This is a genomic window from Mesorhizobium sp. WSM4898 (assembly GCF_029625845.1).
GTDB lineage: Bacteria > Pseudomonadota > Alphaproteobacteria > Rhizobiales > Rhizobiaceae > Mesorhizobium.
The window spans coordinates 111,818-126,584 of record NZ_JARTVQ010000003.1; the positions used below are offsets into that span (position 1 = coordinate 111,818).

Consider the following 14,767-nt stretch of genomic DNA (forward strand, 5'->3'; position numbering starts at 1 on the left):
TAGAGGCTACCGAGCCTGACGGGAAGTGATAGATTGGTCGGAACAGGCGAGGGCGGAAATGGCCGACTTCCAGCAAATTCGTGCCCGGGCGGCAAAACGCAAGGGCGGTGAAGAGGCGCTGGCGTCGCTGCTCGGACCTATGCCCGACAACGCTGCCGTGGCGAAAGTTCATGATGACCGCATCCTCTCCACGATGGCCGAGCGCATCTTTGCCGCCGGTTTCGTCTGGCGTGTGATCGAGCAGAAATGGCCTGGTTTCGAGGAGGCGTTCCTTGGCTTCGAGCCCAAGCGGCTCCTGTTCCAGCCGGACGACTTCTGGCACGAGCTGGCGTCCGACAAGCGCATCGTGCGCAACCCGCAAAAGATCAAATCCGTGCGCGACAACGCGGCTTTCGTCGACCGCGTCTCGAAGGAACATGGCGGCTTCGGCAAGTTCCTGGCCGACTGGCCGGCCGACGACCAGGTCGGGCTGACCGCCTATCTCGGCAAGCATGGCAGCCGGCTCGGCGGCAACACCGGCCAGTATTTTCTGCGCTGGCTGGAGTGGGACACCTTCATTGTTTCCGCCGACATGGCGGCGGCGCTGCGCGACGCCGGTCTCGACATCGCCGAAAGCCCGACTTCGAAGCGGGATCTCGACAAGATCCAGGCGCAGATCAACCGATGGTCCGCCGCGACCGGGCTGCCGCGCCGGCACATCTCGCGCATTCTGGCGATGTCGATCGGCGAGAACCATTCGCCGGAGACGCTGCGCGAATACATGGGCGAGCAGGCCTGATCGCCTCCGGCTGAGGCGGGACATGACCGGCATTCGCCGGCCAGTCCTGGGTGGCACAAGCAATCGCCATTGCCCGGCGATTGCCGCCACGCTAAATCCAATTCATGACCCAGACCGCTCCCGACCTACTGCGCATTGCCGTCGCCCAGCTCAACCCGACCGTCGGCGATGTCGCCGGCAATCTCGCCAAGGCGCGCGAGGCAAGGGCGGATGCGACCCGCCAGGGCGCCGATCTGGTGCTCTACACGGAGCTCTTCCTCGCCGGCTATCCGCCGGAAGACCTGGTGCTGAAGCCGGCCTTCCTGAAGGCTTGCGAAAAGGCGGCGCAGGATTTCGCCGCCGACACCGCCGATGGCGGTCCTGGCGTCATCATCGGCACGCCGCTGAAGCGCCGGACCGGCACGCATAACTCCATCGTCTTCGCCGATCGCGGCAAGATCATCGCCGAGCGCTACAAGCTCGACCTGCCGAACTATGGCGAGTTCGACGAGAAGCGCGTTTTCCAGGCCGGGCCGGAGCTGCAAGGGCCGGTGAATTTCCGCGGGGTGCGCATCGGTGTCCCGATCTGCGAGGACATCTGGGGCGACATCGCCGTCTGCGAGACGCTGGCCGAGAGCGGCGCCGAGATCCTGCTTGTGCCGAACGGCTCGCCCTACTACCGCGCCAAGATCGACGTCCGCCACCAGGTGGTGATCCGTCAGGTCATCGAATGCGGATTGCCGATGATCTACGCCAATCAGCTTGGTGGCCAGGACGAACTCATCTTCGACGGCGCCTCCTTCGCCATCGGCGCGGACAAGACGCTTGCCTTCCAGATGAGCCAGTTCGAGGAAGCGGTCGACGTCACCACCTGGAAGCGAAGGGATGGCATCTGGGTCTGTTCCGAAGGCCCAATGTCGAAGATTCCGGAGCGGGAGGAGGCCGACTACCGGGCCTGCATGCTGGGCCTGCGCGACTACGTGAACAAGAACGGCTTCAAGAACGTGGTGCTCGGCCTCTCCGGCGGCATCGACTCCGCGATCTGCGCTGCACTGGCGGTCGACGCGCTTGGCGAGGAGCGGCTGCGCACCGTCATGATGCCCTATCGCTATACCTCGAAGGACTCGCTGAAGGACGCCGAGGATTGCGCCCGCGCGCTCGGCTGCCGTTACGACATCGTGCCGATCTCCGAGCCGGTCGAAGGTTTCCGGCATGCGCTGACCCAGCTCTTCGAGGGCACTCAGGAAGGTATCACCGAGGAAAACCTGCAGAGCCGTGCGCGCGGCACGATCCTGATGGCGATCTCGAACAAGTTCGGTTCGATGGTCGTCACCACCGGCAACAAGAGTGAGATGTCGGTCGGCTACGCCACTCTCTATGGCGACATGAATGGCGGCTTCAACCCGATCAAGGACCTCTACAAGATGCAGGTCTATGCGCTGGCGCGCTGGCGCAACGCGCATGTGCCGCCGGGGGCGCTCGGCCCATCGGGCGAGGTCATTCCGAAGAACATCATCGATAAGGCGCCGTCGGCGGAGCTGCGCGAAAACCAGACCGACCAGGATTCGCTGCCGCCTTACCCGGTGCTGGACGACATTCTCGAATGCCTGGTCGAGCACGAGATGGGCGTTGACGACATCGTCGCGCGCGGCCACGACCGGGCGACGGTGACGCGCGTCGAGCATCTGCTCTACATTGCTGAGTACAAGCGCCGGCAGGCGGCCCCAGGCGTGAAGATCACGAAGAAGAATTTCGGCCGCGACCGCCGCTACCCGATCACCAATCGGTTCCGGGATCGCAGCTAGTCCGCTGAAACGCAAAGCTGTTCGCCTGAACCGGCGCTGTTGGCAGCGCAACCCACCATTGTTGCAAAATCGTCTCAGTGGCCGGACAAGACGCCCTCCTGGCGCCGCCCTGCCTTGGCGAGATGGTGAGCCGCCTCTATAAGAGCGCTTCCGCGATTCCCTTTCGGGAGGACCGTATGGCAGGATTTGACATCGTTATGCGAGGCCGCGAAGCCTAGATCTGCACCGGCCGTCCGAACTCCGTTCGGAAGGCCATCCGCAGGCAGGCATCTGGCTCTGCCGGTCGCCACCGAGGGCGCGCGACCAGCCATACTGAACCTCCCCGTTCTAAGGGCGCCATAGGGCGCCGGCGCGGGTTTTCCAATTTGATTTTAGCGGGACCGGGCCTCTCTGCGCCCGGATGACATCATGGCTCGTTTCAGAATAGATCTGCGCGCCAGCGCCTTTCGCAGCGTGCTCGGCTTCACGCTTGGCCACTGGCGCCGCCAGCCGTGGCGCCTGTCGCTCATCATGGGCGCATTCCTGCTCTCGACGCTGGCCGACGTGCTGACGCCGCTCTATTCCGGCCGGCTGGTCGACGCGGTCGCCAGCAGCGCCGGCGCCGACGAGGTTGCGTGGCACGCCGCAATGACGGCGTTCTCCATCCTGATGGCGCTGGCCTTGGCGGCTGTGGTGCTGCGCAACGCCGCCTTCATGGGGATTGTCGAACTGACGTTGAAGATGATGTCGGACATCGCCGCCGACGCGTTCCACCGCGTCCAGCGCTTCTCGACGGACTGGCACGCCAACAGCTTCGCCGGCTCGACGGTGCGCAAGATAACGCGTGGCATGTGGGCGCTCGACCTGCTGAACGACACGATCCTGATCGCGCTGCTGCCGTCGTTCGTCATGCTGGTCGGCTCGACGCTGCTGCTCGGCTGGTTCTGGCCGATGATGGGGTTGGTGGTCGCGATCGGCTCGGTGCTGTTCATCGCCGTCACCGCCATGCTGTCGCTTGGCTACGTCGCGCCGGCGGCACGCCTCGCCAACAGCTGGGATACACGCCTCGGCGGCGCGCTGGCCGACGCGGTGAGCTGCAATGCCGTGGTCAAGGGTTTTGGCGCCGAGGCGCGCGAGGAAGCGCGGCTTGCCCGCGTGGTCGCCAAATGGCGTCTGCGCACGGGCCGTACCTGGGTGCGCGGCACGTTCAACGGCACCGCGCAAGGCACGATGCTGCTCTTGATGAGGGCGGCCGTGATCGGCCTTGCGCTCATGCTTTGGGCCTGGGGCGAGGCGAGTGCCGGCGACATCGCTTTTGTTTTGACGTCGTTCTTTGTCCTGCAGGGCTATCTGCGCGATATCGGCACGCATATCCGCAACCTGCAGCGCTCGATCAACGACATGGAGGAATTGGTCGACTTCCAGTCCGAACCGCTCGGCATCGAGGACCGGCCCGGTGCCGCTCCGATCCGGATCACCGACGGCAGCATTGCGTTCGACAAGGTGACGTTCCATTACGGCAATCACCGGCTGCCGCTCTATCGCGACTTCTCGGTCGAGATCGCCGCGGGTGAACGCGTCGGGCTGGTCGGGCATTCGGGATCGGGCAAGACAACTTTCGTCAAGCTGATCCAGCGTCTCTATGACGTGAACGGGGGCCGGATCCTGATCGACGGCCAGGACATCTCGAAGGTTGCGCAATCATCGTTGCGCAGCCAGATCGCCATCGTGCAGCAGGAGCCGATCCTGTTTCACCGGTCGCTGGCCGAGAACATCGCCTATGCCAGGCCGGGCGCAACGCAGGCCGAGATCGAGCATGCCGCGAAGCTCGCCAGCGCGCACGACTTCATTGCCGATCTGCCCAAGGGTTACGGAACCCTGGTCGGCGAGCGCGGTGTGAAACTGTCGGGCGGCGAGCGCCAGCGCGTGGCGATCGCGCGCGCCTTCCTGGCCGATGCGCGCATCCTGATCCTGGACGAGGCGACATCGAGCCTGGATTCCGAATCGGAGGTGCTCATCCAGAAGGCGATGGAGCGGCTGATGGTCGGGCGCACGACATTGGTCATCGCGCACCGGCTTTCGACCGTGCGGGCACTCGACCGGCTGCTGGTTTTCGACCGCGGCCGCATCATCGAGGAAGGCTCGCATGACGAGCTTATCCGGCTGAACGGCGGTATCTACCGGCGGCTGTTCGAGCGCCAGGCGCTCGAACTCACCAAAGGCCTGGTCGCCTGAGGAAAGGCATCCGGCTTCGGCCGGGTGCCTTCCCGCCCTGCGGGCCGACCGTCAGCCGTAGTGCAACTTGGGCTTGGCCTCGGTACCGGTGAACTTGACGCCCACGCGGTCGTTGCGGCGCCAGCGGACTTCCGCGCGATAAGCCACGCCATCGAGCGGGACGTAGAGCAGGAAACGATCGGGAACGCGTGATTCCGGTGCGACTTTCAGCTCGGCGCCACCGGCATTCTGATTGCGCAACGTGCAACTGACCTCGGAATTCTGGATACCGGTGATGATCGTCCCGCCCTTGAGCACGCGCTGGCGGTGCTCGCGCCGGTGTTCGCCGGAGTTTTCTTCAAGTGGTTGCGCGGAGTTCGTCATCGATCGACGCCATTAGCCGAATCGGCACTGCATTAACCACACAAAGCACCGATGTTCGCGCACCGCAACGCGCGGCATGCTCGTCGGGTCACATATGCGTTATGTGAGCGATGACTCAGGCGAATTTTCGCGGATCGGCGCAGAAATAGGCAATGATCTGGCAAAGATCGGGCTCGTTGACCATGCGGGCGGCCTCGGCGGAGCCGACCCATTTGCGCGTGCGAGCCCGCTTTTCCTTCCAGCGGTCCGCGACGCGGTCCACCTTGAGCGGGAACACCAGGACCTCGCAAGGCACTTCCTCGCCGGATGCCAGGACCTTGCCGTAGAAATAGCGGCCGGCTTCGAGATGCGAGACCGTGCCGTGCAACCCCGCTTCCTCGCCCGCTTCGCGGGCGGCAGCTACGCAAAGCGGCTCCCTGGCTTTCGGCCAGCCTTTCGGCAGCACCCAGCGCCCGGTATCGCGGCTGGTGATCAGCATGATCTCGACGCCGTTTTCGTTCTCACGCCAAGGCAGGGCTGCAACCTGCAGGCGGCAAGGCACTGAGCCGAAGAGTCGTCGGACTCTTTCGGCCATCTGGTTGTGCGTCGTTGGCCTCGTCAACATCGTAGAAGCTGCCCCGAGCCTCTAGAATCATTTGCCATCAAACGAATCTTACGACGTATTGTGGACGATAAAAGTAAAAAACTTCACTCGGGTTGGTTAACCCGGCCAGGGCCAGGCAATCGAGAAACATCGCCCCGTGAGCCTTCTCCCCGAGAGCCTTTTCTATGCGGCAAACAGTGATTTGGGCGGGCGCTGGACGGAAACAGCAGCTTCCAACGATCAGCCGGCGTGATCGTCGGCAATCGGCTTCTGATAGGTGAAACCCATGTCCCACGGGAAGTAGATCCAGGTGTCCTGGCTGACCTCGGTGACGAATGTATCGACCAGAGGCCTTCCCTTCGGCTTGGCATAGACGGTGGCGAAATGCGCCTTCGGCATCATGGCGCGCACGATGCCGGCCGTCTTGCCGGTATCGGTGAGGTCGTCGATGATGAGCACACCCGCGCCGTCATCGGCAAGAAGCGAAGGCGAGATCTCCTTCAGCACCTGCAACTGACCCTGGCTCGTGTAGTCGTGATAGGAGGCGACGCAGACCGTTTCGATGACGCGGATGCCAAGCTCGCGCGAAATGATCGCGGCGGGCACCAGTCCTCCTCGGGTGATGCAGACGATCGCCTTCCACTGGCCTTTGTTGGTGCCGGAAAGCCGCCAGGCGAGCGCGCGGGCATCGCGGTGGAACTGGTCCCAGGAGACCGGAAAGGCTTTTTCGGGAAGGGACATGGTTCGTGCACTCCGCAAGCGCGCGCCGCAGCGCGCAGATACGATGGAATGCAGCCGGAATTAGCCGGAAAGCGCCGGCCTTGGCAAGGTGGCCGCCAGGGATGGCTGTGTACTTATACCGCGTCGCGCTGTTCAGGCGACGCGGTGCAAGTTCCCTGTTTGATACATGTCCTTGTCCCCCGAACCCGATTCCCACTTCGCGGAGACAGGCTTATCTCGACAGGAAGGCTGCCACGTTTGCCGTGCGCAGCACGGTGCGGGTGACGCCGCCGAACAGGAGCTGTCGCAGCCAGGAGTGGCTGTAGGCGCCGAGCACCAGCAGATCGGCGCCGGATTCGGCGATCCTCTCCTGGATGATGTCGTCGACCGAGCTTGCCCCCGATTTCTGCACGGAAACGCTGACATTGGCGCCGTGGCGTGACAAGGCAGCCGCGATCTCGGCGCCCGCCGCCTCGGGAGCCTCGTCGAGCGTTTCCGGCGGATCGATGACGAGAATGTCGGTCTTGTCCGCCTCGCTGATGAAGGGCAAGGCATCGAATGCTGCACGAGCCGCTTCCTTACTGCCGTTCCAGGCCAGCAGTACACGCCTGAAGGTGGTGACGAGCGGCCCGGCATGCGGAACGACAAGCACCGGCCGGCCTGCATCGTAGACCAGCGTATCGACATCGGCGCCCGGATCGCCCCCGGTGTCGCGCTGCGCGGCGATAATCAGGTCAGCCGCCCGCACGCTCGAAATGCCGGTCAGCGCGCTGTCGCCGGAGAAGCTTTCGAGGCTCCGCCACTCGAAGGACAGGTCGGAATCCTCGACGCGCCTGAGAAAGACCGCCTGCAGCTTCTCGGCGCGCTCCTTGTTCATCTCGGCCGAGACCTGCAGGAATTCGGTGTCGGGGAAACCTGTTGCCGACGTATAGGGGACGGGAAGCGCTTCGGCGTGGATGCCGACGAGGTGGCTTTCGAATCGCTCGGCAAGCGGGATGGCGCAATCGAGCACGCGCTCGGCGTCCTGTTCGTTCTGCAGAATGGCGACGATCGTCTTGAAGCGCATGGCAGATCCCTCAAATTTATCGGCGCAAGATCGCCACCGGCATCAATGGCCGCAACGAAAGTGCCGTGCCAGAAACGTCGGCGCGCGCCTTCTGGTTCCGGGGTCAGCTCGCGACCGACAGGCCCGCCACCATGGCCGCAACATCCTTGCGCGCGGCCTCTAGCGCCGCTTCGTCGCGGGCGCGCACGACGAGCTCGGTCCAGAATTTGCCCTCGCCATATTTCGGGTAGGAGCCGATAATGGTGTCGGGATGCGCTTTTTGGATGTCGGCCAGCGGTCCGCCGATCAGGCCTTCGCCGAACGGGCAGTGCACGGTGGCCGACAGCATCCTGATGCCGGTCTTCAGCGTCGGCACGACATTGTCGAGCATCGCCTGGAAGATCGACGGCACACCGGCCATCACGTGAACGTTGCCGATACGGAAGCCTGGCGCGATCGATACCGGATTATCGATGTGGTCGGCGCCGCGCGGCATGCGCGCCATGCGCTTGCGCGCCTCGGTGAATTCGATACCGCGCTCGGCATAGCTTGCCTCCAACATGGCGTAAGCCCTGGCATCGTATTCGCAAAGCACGCCGAAGGCCTTGGCTATCGAATCGGCGGTGATGTCGTCATGCGTGGGGCCGATGCCGCCGGTGGTGAAGACATAAGTATAGCGGGCGCGCAGCGCGTTGGCGGCGGCGACAATCTCGTCCTCCTCGTCGGGAACGATGCGCACTTCCTTCAGGTCGATGCCGATCGCGGTCATGATATCGGCGAGATGGCCGATATTCTTGTCCTTGGTCCTGCCGGAGAGGATCTCGTCGCCGATGACGAGCATGGCGGCGGTGACGATTTCGGGCATGGCTCACTCCGGCTGCAGGTTGCCTGAAATAACGCGGCGGACAGCCGGCCGCAATGCGCACGCGAGGCGGGGCTCTTGTGGCAGACACGGTTGCGAGTAAGGTGCGTCGGTACGGCTCGGGTGCAAGATGCTGATATCGATTTTGCCATGGCTGATCGGTGGTCTGCTCGTTGCGGCGGCCGCCGTCGTGCTCGGCTTCATGCTCGCAACATCGTGGATCGCGACCAAGGCCGAGAGGCTGGTACCGGCGTGCGGCAAGTTCATCGAGATCGGCGGCAGCCGCATCCACTATGTCGAAACAGGCGAGGGCAGGCCGATCGTGTTCCTGCACGGGCTCGGCGCGCAACTCCATCATTTCCGGCACACGCTGTTCGGCCGCTTCGGCGCCGGCTACCGGCTGATCGCTCTCGACCGGCCGGGCTCGGGATACTCGGTGCGGGCGGGCGGGGCGAGCGGCCGTCTGCCCGAACAGGCGGAAGTGGTGCGGCGCTTCATCGAGGAGCTTGGGCTCGAACGGCCTTTGATCGTCGGTCATTCGCTGGGCGGCGCCATCGCGCTTGCACTTGCGATCGAGCATCCGACGGCGATTTCCGGCATCGCGCTCATCGCGCCGCTGACGCATCTGGAGGCGAGGGTGCGCCAGAAATTCGACCTGCTCTATGTTCCCTCGCGCCTGAAGCGCTGGATCTTGGCCCATACTTTAGCGATACCGTACAGCCTGAAATATGCGGAGCCGACGATGAAGTTCATCTTTGCGCCGCAAGCCGTGCCGGGGGACTACATGATCGCCGGAGGTGGTTGGCTCGGGTTGCGGCCCGCCCATTTCCAGGCGACCTCCACCGATATCGTGGCGGTGGAAGAGGATCTCGGCCGCCTCGAACAGCGCTATGGCGAGATCCTGATGCCGGCCGGCATTCTGTTCGGCGCGGATGACCGGGTGATCGGCATCGCGGCTCATGGCGAACCGATGCCGGGCAGGATCAGAGAGCTCGATTTCGAACGCGTCCAAGGGCTCGGGCACATGCCGCAATTCGTGGAACCGGAACGCGTCGTAGCCTTTATCGAGCGCATCGCCGCGCGCGCATTCCCAGCGTGAGGATCCCGTTCGAGTCAAAGGCCGAGAGGGATCGCGTCCGTTCACGAACCGTCACACAAAAGTGTCGGACATTCCGCCTCACCTACACTTGCAACGGGAACTTCGGCTCCAACCCTCGGTTTTAATCCGTGTCGGCTGGCGAATTTCCGGCCAGCAAGAATGCGGCAATTCACCAGATGGAGACCAATATGCTTACGAAGATTTTTGCAGCCTCGGCGCTTGTCCTTGGCATGGGCACCTCGGCTATGGCACAATCGTCGGACGCTTGGTGGTGGTGGCATCGTGATCGCCCGGTCCATAGCGAGCAAGCGCCGGTTGATCCCTACACCACGGGCAGCATTTATTCCGATCGCGACGCCAGCGCGCTAAACAGCTTCGGCAACGGTGCCGTCGGCCCATGCGCCTCGGATACGGCCGGCCCCGATGCGAATGCCGGCCCGAACGTCAACGACCAGTATTGCGGCAAGTAGTCCGTTCGCCAGCGAGCGACCGACGTGAAGCTTTTACAGCGTCGGTCGCAGCAAGGTCGAGCGACGGAAATTAATCTGAGACTTCGGTCTGCGGCCGGTCGCGGCCATCGGCCAGTTCGTCATGCCAGACACCCTCGGAATCCTCATACTGGATGCCATCCGTGGTGCCGGCGACCTGCTGCTCGGCCGAAGCAATTTCAGCCGCGCGCAGCGCGTCCTGGCGGGTGGGAAATGTTTCTGAAAAAGTCGAGCCGACCATGTAGGCCCAGCCGCCGTCATGCTCGACGATCTTGTAGGTCAGTTTCGCCATGGAATCCTCCGGTCGAGAAGCCCTTTGCCTGCTCAATGCAGCTTTCCGTCGGACAGCCTTTCTTCGGGAACCAGCACTTCAGATTCCTCGGCTGCCTCGATCAGCGCGCGGCGCGCGTCCGCCGTCGAACGATACCCCTCCAGTGCTTTCAGGCAAGTATCGAGAGCATCACGATGCCGCTGGCCGCGATTGAGCGGCCATACGGTCATCAGGCACTCGGCCGCTTCGCGGGTGCTGCTTATTTGGCGATATTTGCCGACATGGCCGAGTTCGACCACCACCGGCTTCTCAAATGGCTTGCTGTCTGTCATGGCCGCCAACGTAAAACGGCCAATTTGGTTGCAATGGTGGCGGAAGGCTGCGCCCAAAGGTCTCAGCCAATCGTCACCTGTGCAAGCCGTTCAGCCCGCGGCCTTCATCCAGTGCTGCATCGTCGTGACCGAGCGTGCCAGCTGCGGCGCCGGACGGATTTCCTCGCCGAACGTCGCCGCCGCGCGCCAACCCCAGCGCGGATCGGCAAGGAAGGCGCGCGCCAGAGCCACCATGTCGGCGCGGCCGTCGGCCACGATCGCCTCGGCCTGCTCTGGATCGTCGATCAGGCCGACGGCGCGCGTCGGAATGCCGGCGCCCTTGCGCACAGCTTCGGCCAGATGCACCTGGTAGCCGGGGCCGCTGGGCAGCTCCTGCAACGGCGAATTGCCGCCGCTGGAACAGCACAGATAGGCGACGCCTTCCGCCTTCAGCGCCTTGGCCACTTCGATTGCCTCCTCGATCTCGAAGCCGCCGTCGACCCATTCCTTCACCGAAAGGCGGGCCCCCAGCATCAGGCCCGGCGCTGCCTTCTTCACCGCCCTGGCGATCTCCACGGCGAAGCGCATGCGGTTTTCCAGCGAGCCACCCCAGCGGTCGGTGCGCTGGTTGGAAAGTGGCGACAGGAACTGGAAGATCAGATAGCCGTGAGCGGCGTGCAGCTCGATGAAGTCGAAGCCGGCGCGCTCGGCCCGCTTGGCCGCATCGGCGAAATGTTGGATGACTTGCCGGATCTCTTCCTCGCCCAATGCGTGCGGTATATTCCACCCTGTGTCATAGGCGATGGCCGAAGCCGAAACGGTCTGCCAGGGATCCTCGCCCGCTTGCAGGGGGCCGCCGCCTTCCCAAGGCCTTCTGTTGGATGCCTTGCGGCCGGCATGGGCGAGCTGGACGCCGAATTTGGTGCCGGGCGCAGCGACGCGCCTGGCCGCATCGAGCGTGCGCTTGGCCGCCGCCTCGTTGTCGTCGGAGTAGAGGCCAAGGCAGCCATGCGAGATGCGGCCGCGCCGCTCGACGTCGGTCATCTCGACGGTCACCATGCCGGCGCCGGACATGGCCAGGTTCATCCAGTGGTGCAGATGCCAGTCGCTGGCGGAACCGTCCTCGGCCGAATACTGGCACATCGGCGCTACCGCAATACGGTTTGGAAAGGTCAGGCCGCCGAGGGTGATCGGCTGGAAAAGCGATGATGTCATGGAAACGGCTCCTGGGAGAGATATCGCTATCTAGGCAGCCGCGGCACTTCGCGCCAGACAACAGCTGGTGAAAGTCTCGCTGGACCAGTCGCTTTCCAGGATTGCGCCCGCGCCTGTTCGCCGATAACGCTTGCCGACAGCACGGAGCCAATCATGGAAGATCGCGTCCGCATCCAGTCTGAAGAAGTCCTGTCCGACGATTGGGCGGTGCTCAAGAAGACGGTGCTCGACTATCGCCGCCGTGATGGGCGCTGGGAGACGCAGATCCGCCAAACCTACGATCGCGGCGACGGCGCGGTGATCCTGCCTTTCGATCCGCAGCGCTCGACGGTGCTGCTGGTGCGGCAGTTCCGCTATCCGGCCTATGTCACCGGTCATCGCGAGCCGCTGATCGAGGCCTGTGCCGGTCTGCTCGACGAAAACGATCCGGAAACCTGCATCCGCAAGGAAGCGGAAGAGGAGCTCGGCTATCATTTGAAGAACGTTGAGCGGCTGTTCGCGCCCTATATGAGCCCCGGGAGCGTGACGGAACGGCTCTGGTTCTTTACCGCGCGCTATTCGCCGGCCGACCGTATTTCCGACGGCGGCGGAGCTCCGGAAGAGGGCGAAGACATCGAGGTGCTGGAAATGCCGCTCGACGAGGCGCTGGCCGGCATCGCCGACGGCCGTATCGTCGACGCCAAGACCATCATTTTGATCCAGCACCTGAAGCTCAATCCGATCAAGGGTTGAGTGGCCTGCCATCCGAAGCGAGGAGCGAAGGGTGGTGCGGACGACGGGAATCGAACCCGTACGATCAGAGATCGAGGGATTTTAAGTCCCTTGCGTCTACCAATTCCGCCACGTCCGCGCGCCGCGATTTCAAGCACTTGGGCCGACACGAGTCCAGCCTTGTGGGCGGGATGGCACCGTATTGCCACCGAATATTGCTCTTCCGCATCGGTTCTCATCGCAACTGGACCGGCTATGGCTCGCCTTCCGGGCCGCAGAAGACCAGCGCAGGGCGCGCTGTTAACCCTTCTCCACGACGGTGAGAGCGTCAGTCTCGCTGTTCCCGTTCCACGGGAACGTCTGCTGTTCGATGACGGTCAGCCCTGCACGCGCGCTGACATGCTCGACAAATCCCTTTGGCATGAAATTCCGCCAATCGGGATTTTCCTTGAAGGATGCGGTTGGATTATCCGAGTAGTTCGAATGATGAAGGAGAGCTCGTCCCCCCGGTTTCAAGACGGAGGCGACTTCCATGATGTAGGACGCCACGGTCAGCGGTTCGAAATGAACCATCGAGTCGTAGCTGAAAACGGAGGAAAAGCGCCCCTTTTCAAACGGTAGACTCTTGCCGTCCGGTGAAAGCGTCACGGTCACATGAGAAGCGCTTGAAAACCGTTTCCTAGCCAATGCAGTGGCATCGACCGAAGTATCGATCAACGTCAGTCGCCTGCAACGGCCGACGATCTGCGCCGAATGACGTCCGGCACCGCTGGCTATTTCGAGCACATCATCCAAGTTCAAATATCGCTCAAAAGCTTTGCGAAAGCGGCTCGCCGGTGCCCAAAACCAAGCCACCAACTCAGGGTTTTCGTATTTCTCAAAGTACTCATAATCAGAGGCGCCAAAACTACGCCACGTATCGACGATTGCTTCGTGCGCAGCGTCAGGCTCAGTCATAAGCCTTCCCCCCTCTTTCTTCTTGGCCGCACATTTTAGAGGGATTGGCCGTCAAAGGCAAAGGAGGCGCACGCAAGCTGGCTTGCCAAGGGGAGCAGCTATCCGCTTCATGGCTTCCGCAGTTCTCACCCCGGCACCGCCGCCGTACTCGGGAATGAAGTCGGCGCCGGCCGCTTCGAGAGCTGCTTATAGGGCGGACATCAAATAACCCGGTGGGTCGACTCTGTTTTGATCCCGCGGTCGCCGGCCACCTTCGTTCCGTGCTGCTCCGCAAATCAGAATTTGTAGCTGAAGCTTACGCCCAGGGTATGGAGCTTCAGGTCCTGATCACGATCGGAGAAGTCGTCCGGGACGTCGAAATGCTCCTTGCCGAAATCGTAGTAACGGTATTGGGCGCCGACGACGATGTTGCTGCTCAGCGCATAGTCGACCCCGGCGCCGATCGTCCAGCCGGTGCCGGTGCGTGTCTTGGCGAAGCCGCTGCCGCCGACGTCTTGCGAGGTCTCGATACCGGCGAAGGCGACGCCCCCGACGCCATAGATCAGCCAGCGATCGACCGCCAAGCCGGCTTCGGCATTGATCGATCCCAGCCATTTGACCTCGGTGCCGACGGCATTGCCAGGGTCGAGCAAGGCCGAAGCGTCGATCGAGGCATAGTTGAGCTCAGCGCGCGCGCCGATAACCGCCTGATTGAACTGCCAGAGGCCGGCGACATGGCCGCCGACGAAGCCGCCGTCGACATCGGGAGAAGCGGCGAACGGCTCGGCTTCCGTGCCGGAGATGTCAGATGAGCCCCAGCCATAGCCGGCCTGCAGGCCGGCATAATAGCCTGTCCAATCGAAGCCCGGCGCAGTCATGGGCAGGTCGGCGATCGCGTCCGCGGCCAAGGCCGGCCCGGACAGCAGGGCGAAAAAGCCGGCACTGGCAAGTGTCAGGCGACCCATCGAGCGCTCCGAAATGGCGGTTTCGAAAACTTCTCGGTGCAACCTAGCGTTATTCGCCCGAAAACGGAATTGTATTCCTGCAACAGTGGGTTACTTCGGCGGGCTGCGCACGCGATCCTCCAGGTCGCGCTGTTTCTCCTCGGGAGTGGCCAGCCGCGTGAAAGCATATTCGGCTAGTAACGAACCGGCGATGAAGATGGCGATCGGCGCGGCCCATGCCCAGAATGAATGCAAGGTGAAGAAGGCCAGGCCGGCGCTACATGCCGACAGCATGAAAATTGCGAACCGGATCGTTTTTGCCATCTCTTCTGCAACCCAAATAGCCGGAGATCCAGTCTAGGCGAGATTTCGCCCTGCCGCAGGAGAGATCTGTCGGGAACCGGTCCTGCCTTAAAAACAAAGCAGTTTTGCCAACTGGTCAA

General features: G+C 63.1%; 17 protein-coding genes and 1 tRNA gene. 6 read left to right on the plus strand and 12 right to left on the minus strand.

What is annotated here, in order from left to right; genetic code table 11:
- Window positions 1–58: 58 nt before the first annotated feature.
- The 3 genes from P9228_RS15170 to P9228_RS15180 all read left to right on the plus strand — a co-directional run bounded on the left by P9228_RS15170 (window position 59) and on the right by P9228_RS15180 (window position 4,776).
- The gene (locus P9228_RS15170) at window positions 59–778 is read left to right on the plus strand and encodes a DNA-3-methyladenine glycosylase I (protein WP_278054169.1); all 720 of its coding nucleotides are present in this window, start codon (window positions 59–61) and stop codon (window positions 776–778) included.
- Between the two features lie 104 nt (window positions 779–882).
- Window positions 883–2,562: an NAD+ synthase gene (locus P9228_RS15175; protein ID WP_095825225.1), complete on the plus strand. Its 1,680-nt coding sequence runs from the start codon at window positions 883–885 to the stop codon at window positions 2,560–2,562.
- Window positions 2,563–2,970: 408 nt separating this feature from the next.
- The gene (locus tag P9228_RS15180) at window positions 2,971–4,776 is read left to right on the plus strand and encodes an ABC transporter ATP-binding protein (RefSeq protein ID WP_067328181.1); all 1,806 of its coding nucleotides are present in this window, start codon (window positions 2,971–2,973) and stop codon (window positions 4,774–4,776) included.
- 51 nt (window positions 4,777–4,827) lie between these two features.
- Here P9228_RS15180 and P9228_RS15185 read toward each other — a convergent pair whose 3' ends face one another.
- The 5 genes from P9228_RS15185 to P9228_RS15205 form a co-directional block, all read right to left on the minus strand.
- Window positions 4,828–5,139 carry a PilZ domain-containing protein gene (locus tag P9228_RS15185; protein WP_066998925.1) on the minus strand — a complete coding sequence of 104 codons (312 nt, stop codon included), beginning with the start codon at window positions 5,137–5,139 and terminating at the stop codon, window positions 4,828–4,830.
- Window positions 5,140–5,254: 115 nt separating this feature from the next.
- Window positions 5,255–5,743, minus strand: coding sequence for an NUDIX hydrolase (locus P9228_RS15190; RefSeq protein ID WP_095802221.1), 489 nt, complete (start codon window positions 5,741–5,743; stop codon window positions 5,255–5,257).
- A 219-nt stretch (window positions 5,744–5,962) separates the two neighbouring features.
- A complete protein-coding gene (gene gpt, locus P9228_RS15195) occupies window positions 5,963–6,463 on the minus strand; it encodes a xanthine phosphoribosyltransferase (RefSeq protein WP_066998919.1) in 501 nt (166 codons plus the stop codon).
- 211 nt (window positions 6,464–6,674) lie between these two features.
- Window positions 6,675–7,508 carry a universal stress protein gene (locus tag P9228_RS15200; RefSeq protein WP_067328185.1) on the minus strand — a complete coding sequence of 278 codons (834 nt, stop codon included), beginning with the start codon at window positions 7,506–7,508 and terminating at the stop codon, window positions 6,675–6,677.
- A gap of 103 nt (window positions 7,509–7,611) precedes the next feature.
- Window positions 7,612–8,352, minus strand: coding sequence for a competence/damage-inducible protein A (locus tag P9228_RS15205; protein WP_278054173.1), 741 nt, complete (start codon window positions 8,350–8,352; stop codon window positions 7,612–7,614).
- Between the two features lie 127 nt (window positions 8,353–8,479).
- Between P9228_RS15205 and P9228_RS15210 the strand changes: the two genes are divergently transcribed.
- A complete protein-coding gene (locus P9228_RS15210; RefSeq protein ID WP_095825227.1) occupies window positions 8,480–9,448 on the plus strand; it encodes an alpha/beta fold hydrolase in 969 nt (322 codons plus the stop codon).
- 128 nt (window positions 9,449–9,576) lie between these two features.
- Window positions 9,577–9,918, plus strand: coding sequence for a hypothetical protein (locus P9228_RS15215; RefSeq protein ID WP_306462642.1), 342 nt, complete (start codon window positions 9,577–9,579; stop codon window positions 9,916–9,918).
- A gap of 70 nt (window positions 9,919–9,988) precedes the next feature.
- On the opposite strand, the gene P9228_RS15220 is transcribed toward P9228_RS15215, so the two are convergent.
- The 3 genes from P9228_RS15220 to P9228_RS15230 all read right to left on the minus strand — a co-directional run bounded on the left by P9228_RS15220 (window position 9,989) and on the right by P9228_RS15230 (window position 11,733).
- Window positions 9,989–10,228, minus strand: a complete 240-nt coding sequence (locus P9228_RS15220) for a DUF2188 domain-containing protein (RefSeq protein WP_067328195.1) — start codon at window positions 10,226–10,228, stop codon at window positions 9,989–9,991.
- Window positions 10,229–10,260: 32 nt separating this feature from the next.
- Window positions 10,261–10,539: a DUF982 domain-containing protein gene (locus P9228_RS15225; RefSeq protein ID WP_066998903.1), complete on the minus strand. Its 279-nt coding sequence runs from the start codon at window positions 10,537–10,539 to the stop codon at window positions 10,261–10,263.
- 90 nt (window positions 10,540–10,629) lie between these two features.
- A complete protein-coding gene (locus tag P9228_RS15230) occupies window positions 10,630–11,733 on the minus strand; it encodes an NADH:flavin oxidoreductase/NADH oxidase (protein WP_278054176.1) in 1,104 nt (367 codons plus the stop codon).
- Between the two features lie 153 nt (window positions 11,734–11,886).
- Between P9228_RS15230 and P9228_RS15235 the strand changes: the two genes are divergently transcribed.
- Window positions 11,887–12,465 carry an NUDIX domain-containing protein gene (locus tag P9228_RS15235; RefSeq protein WP_095802227.1) on the plus strand — a complete coding sequence of 193 codons (579 nt, stop codon included), beginning with the start codon at window positions 11,887–11,889 and terminating at the stop codon, window positions 12,463–12,465.
- A 32-nt stretch (window positions 12,466–12,497) separates the two neighbouring features.
- Here P9228_RS15235 and P9228_RS15240 read toward each other — a convergent pair.
- From P9228_RS15240 to P9228_RS15255, 4 genes are all read right to left on the minus strand, one after another.
- Window positions 12,498–12,583 (minus strand) — tRNA-Leu (locus P9228_RS15240).
- A 161-nt stretch (window positions 12,584–12,744) separates the two neighbouring features.
- Window positions 12,745–13,401 (minus strand): class I SAM-dependent methyltransferase, encoded by a 657-nt coding sequence (locus P9228_RS15245; protein WP_067328201.1) that lies wholly within the window; start codon window positions 13,399–13,401, stop codon window positions 12,745–12,747.
- 275 nt (window positions 13,402–13,676) lie between these two features.
- Window positions 13,677–14,345: an outer membrane protein gene (locus tag P9228_RS15250; RefSeq protein ID WP_278054177.1), complete on the minus strand. Its 669-nt coding sequence runs from the start codon at window positions 14,343–14,345 to the stop codon at window positions 13,677–13,679.
- A 90-nt stretch (window positions 14,346–14,435) separates the two neighbouring features.
- On the minus strand, window positions 14,436–14,648 hold the full coding sequence (locus P9228_RS15255; RefSeq protein ID WP_278054178.1) for a hypothetical protein: 213 nt from the start codon (window positions 14,646–14,648) through the stop codon (window positions 14,436–14,438).
- Between the last annotated feature and the right edge of the window lie 119 nt (window positions 14,649–14,767).

Excerpts from the sequence above, each read along its gene's own strand:
- P9228_RS15245 (WP_067328201.1), bottom strand. The coding sequence starts at position 13,401 with ATGACTGAGCCTGACGCTGCGCACGAAGCAATCGTCGATACGTGGCGT.
- P9228_RS15190 (WP_095802221.1), bottom strand. The coding sequence starts at position 5,743 with ATGTTGACGAGGCCAACGACGCACAACCAGATGGCCGAAAGAGTCCGA.
- P9228_RS15180 (WP_067328181.1), top strand. The coding sequence starts at position 2,971 with ATGGCTCGTTTCAGAATAGATCTGCGCGCCAGCGCCTTTCGCAGCGTG.
- P9228_RS15185 (WP_066998925.1), bottom strand. The coding sequence starts at position 5,139 with ATGACGAACTCCGCGCAACCACTTGAAGAAAACTCCGGCGAACACCGG.
- P9228_RS15205 (WP_278054173.1), bottom strand. The coding sequence starts at position 8,352 with ATGCCCGAAATCGTCACCGCCGCCATGCTCGTCATCGGCGACGAGATC.
- P9228_RS15200 (WP_067328185.1), bottom strand. The coding sequence starts at position 7,508 with ATGCGCTTCAAGACGATCGTCGCCATTCTGCAGAACGAACAGGACGCC.
- P9228_RS15225 (WP_066998903.1), bottom strand. The coding sequence starts at position 10,539 with ATGACAGACAGCAAGCCATTTGAGAAGCCGGTGGTGGTCGAACTCGGC.
- P9228_RS15255 (WP_278054178.1), bottom strand. The coding sequence starts at position 14,648 with ATGGCAAAAACGATCCGGTTCGCAATTTTCATGCTGTCGGCATGTAGC.
- P9228_RS15210 (WP_095825227.1), top strand. The coding sequence starts at position 8,480 with ATGCTGATATCGATTTTGCCATGGCTGATCGGTGGTCTGCTCGTTGCG.
- P9228_RS15220 (WP_067328195.1), bottom strand. The coding sequence starts at position 10,228 with ATGGCGAAACTGACCTACAAGATCGTCGAGCATGACGGCGGCTGGGCC.
- P9228_RS15230 (WP_278054176.1), bottom strand. The coding sequence starts at position 11,733 with ATGACATCATCGCTTTTCCAGCCGATCACCCTCGGCGGCCTGACCTTT.
- P9228_RS15250 (WP_278054177.1), bottom strand. The coding sequence starts at position 14,345 with ATGGGTCGCCTGACACTTGCCAGTGCCGGCTTTTTCGCCCTGCTGTCC.
- P9228_RS15235 (WP_095802227.1), top strand. The coding sequence starts at position 11,887 with ATGGAAGATCGCGTCCGCATCCAGTCTGAAGAAGTCCTGTCCGACGAT.
- gpt (WP_066998919.1), bottom strand. The coding sequence starts at position 6,463 with ATGTCCCTTCCCGAAAAAGCCTTTCCGGTCTCCTGGGACCAGTTCCAC.
- P9228_RS15175 (WP_095825225.1), top strand. The coding sequence starts at position 883 with ATGACCCAGACCGCTCCCGACCTACTGCGCATTGCCGTCGCCCAGCTC.
- P9228_RS15170 (WP_278054169.1), top strand. The coding sequence starts at position 59 with ATGGCCGACTTCCAGCAAATTCGTGCCCGGGCGGCAAAACGCAAGGGC.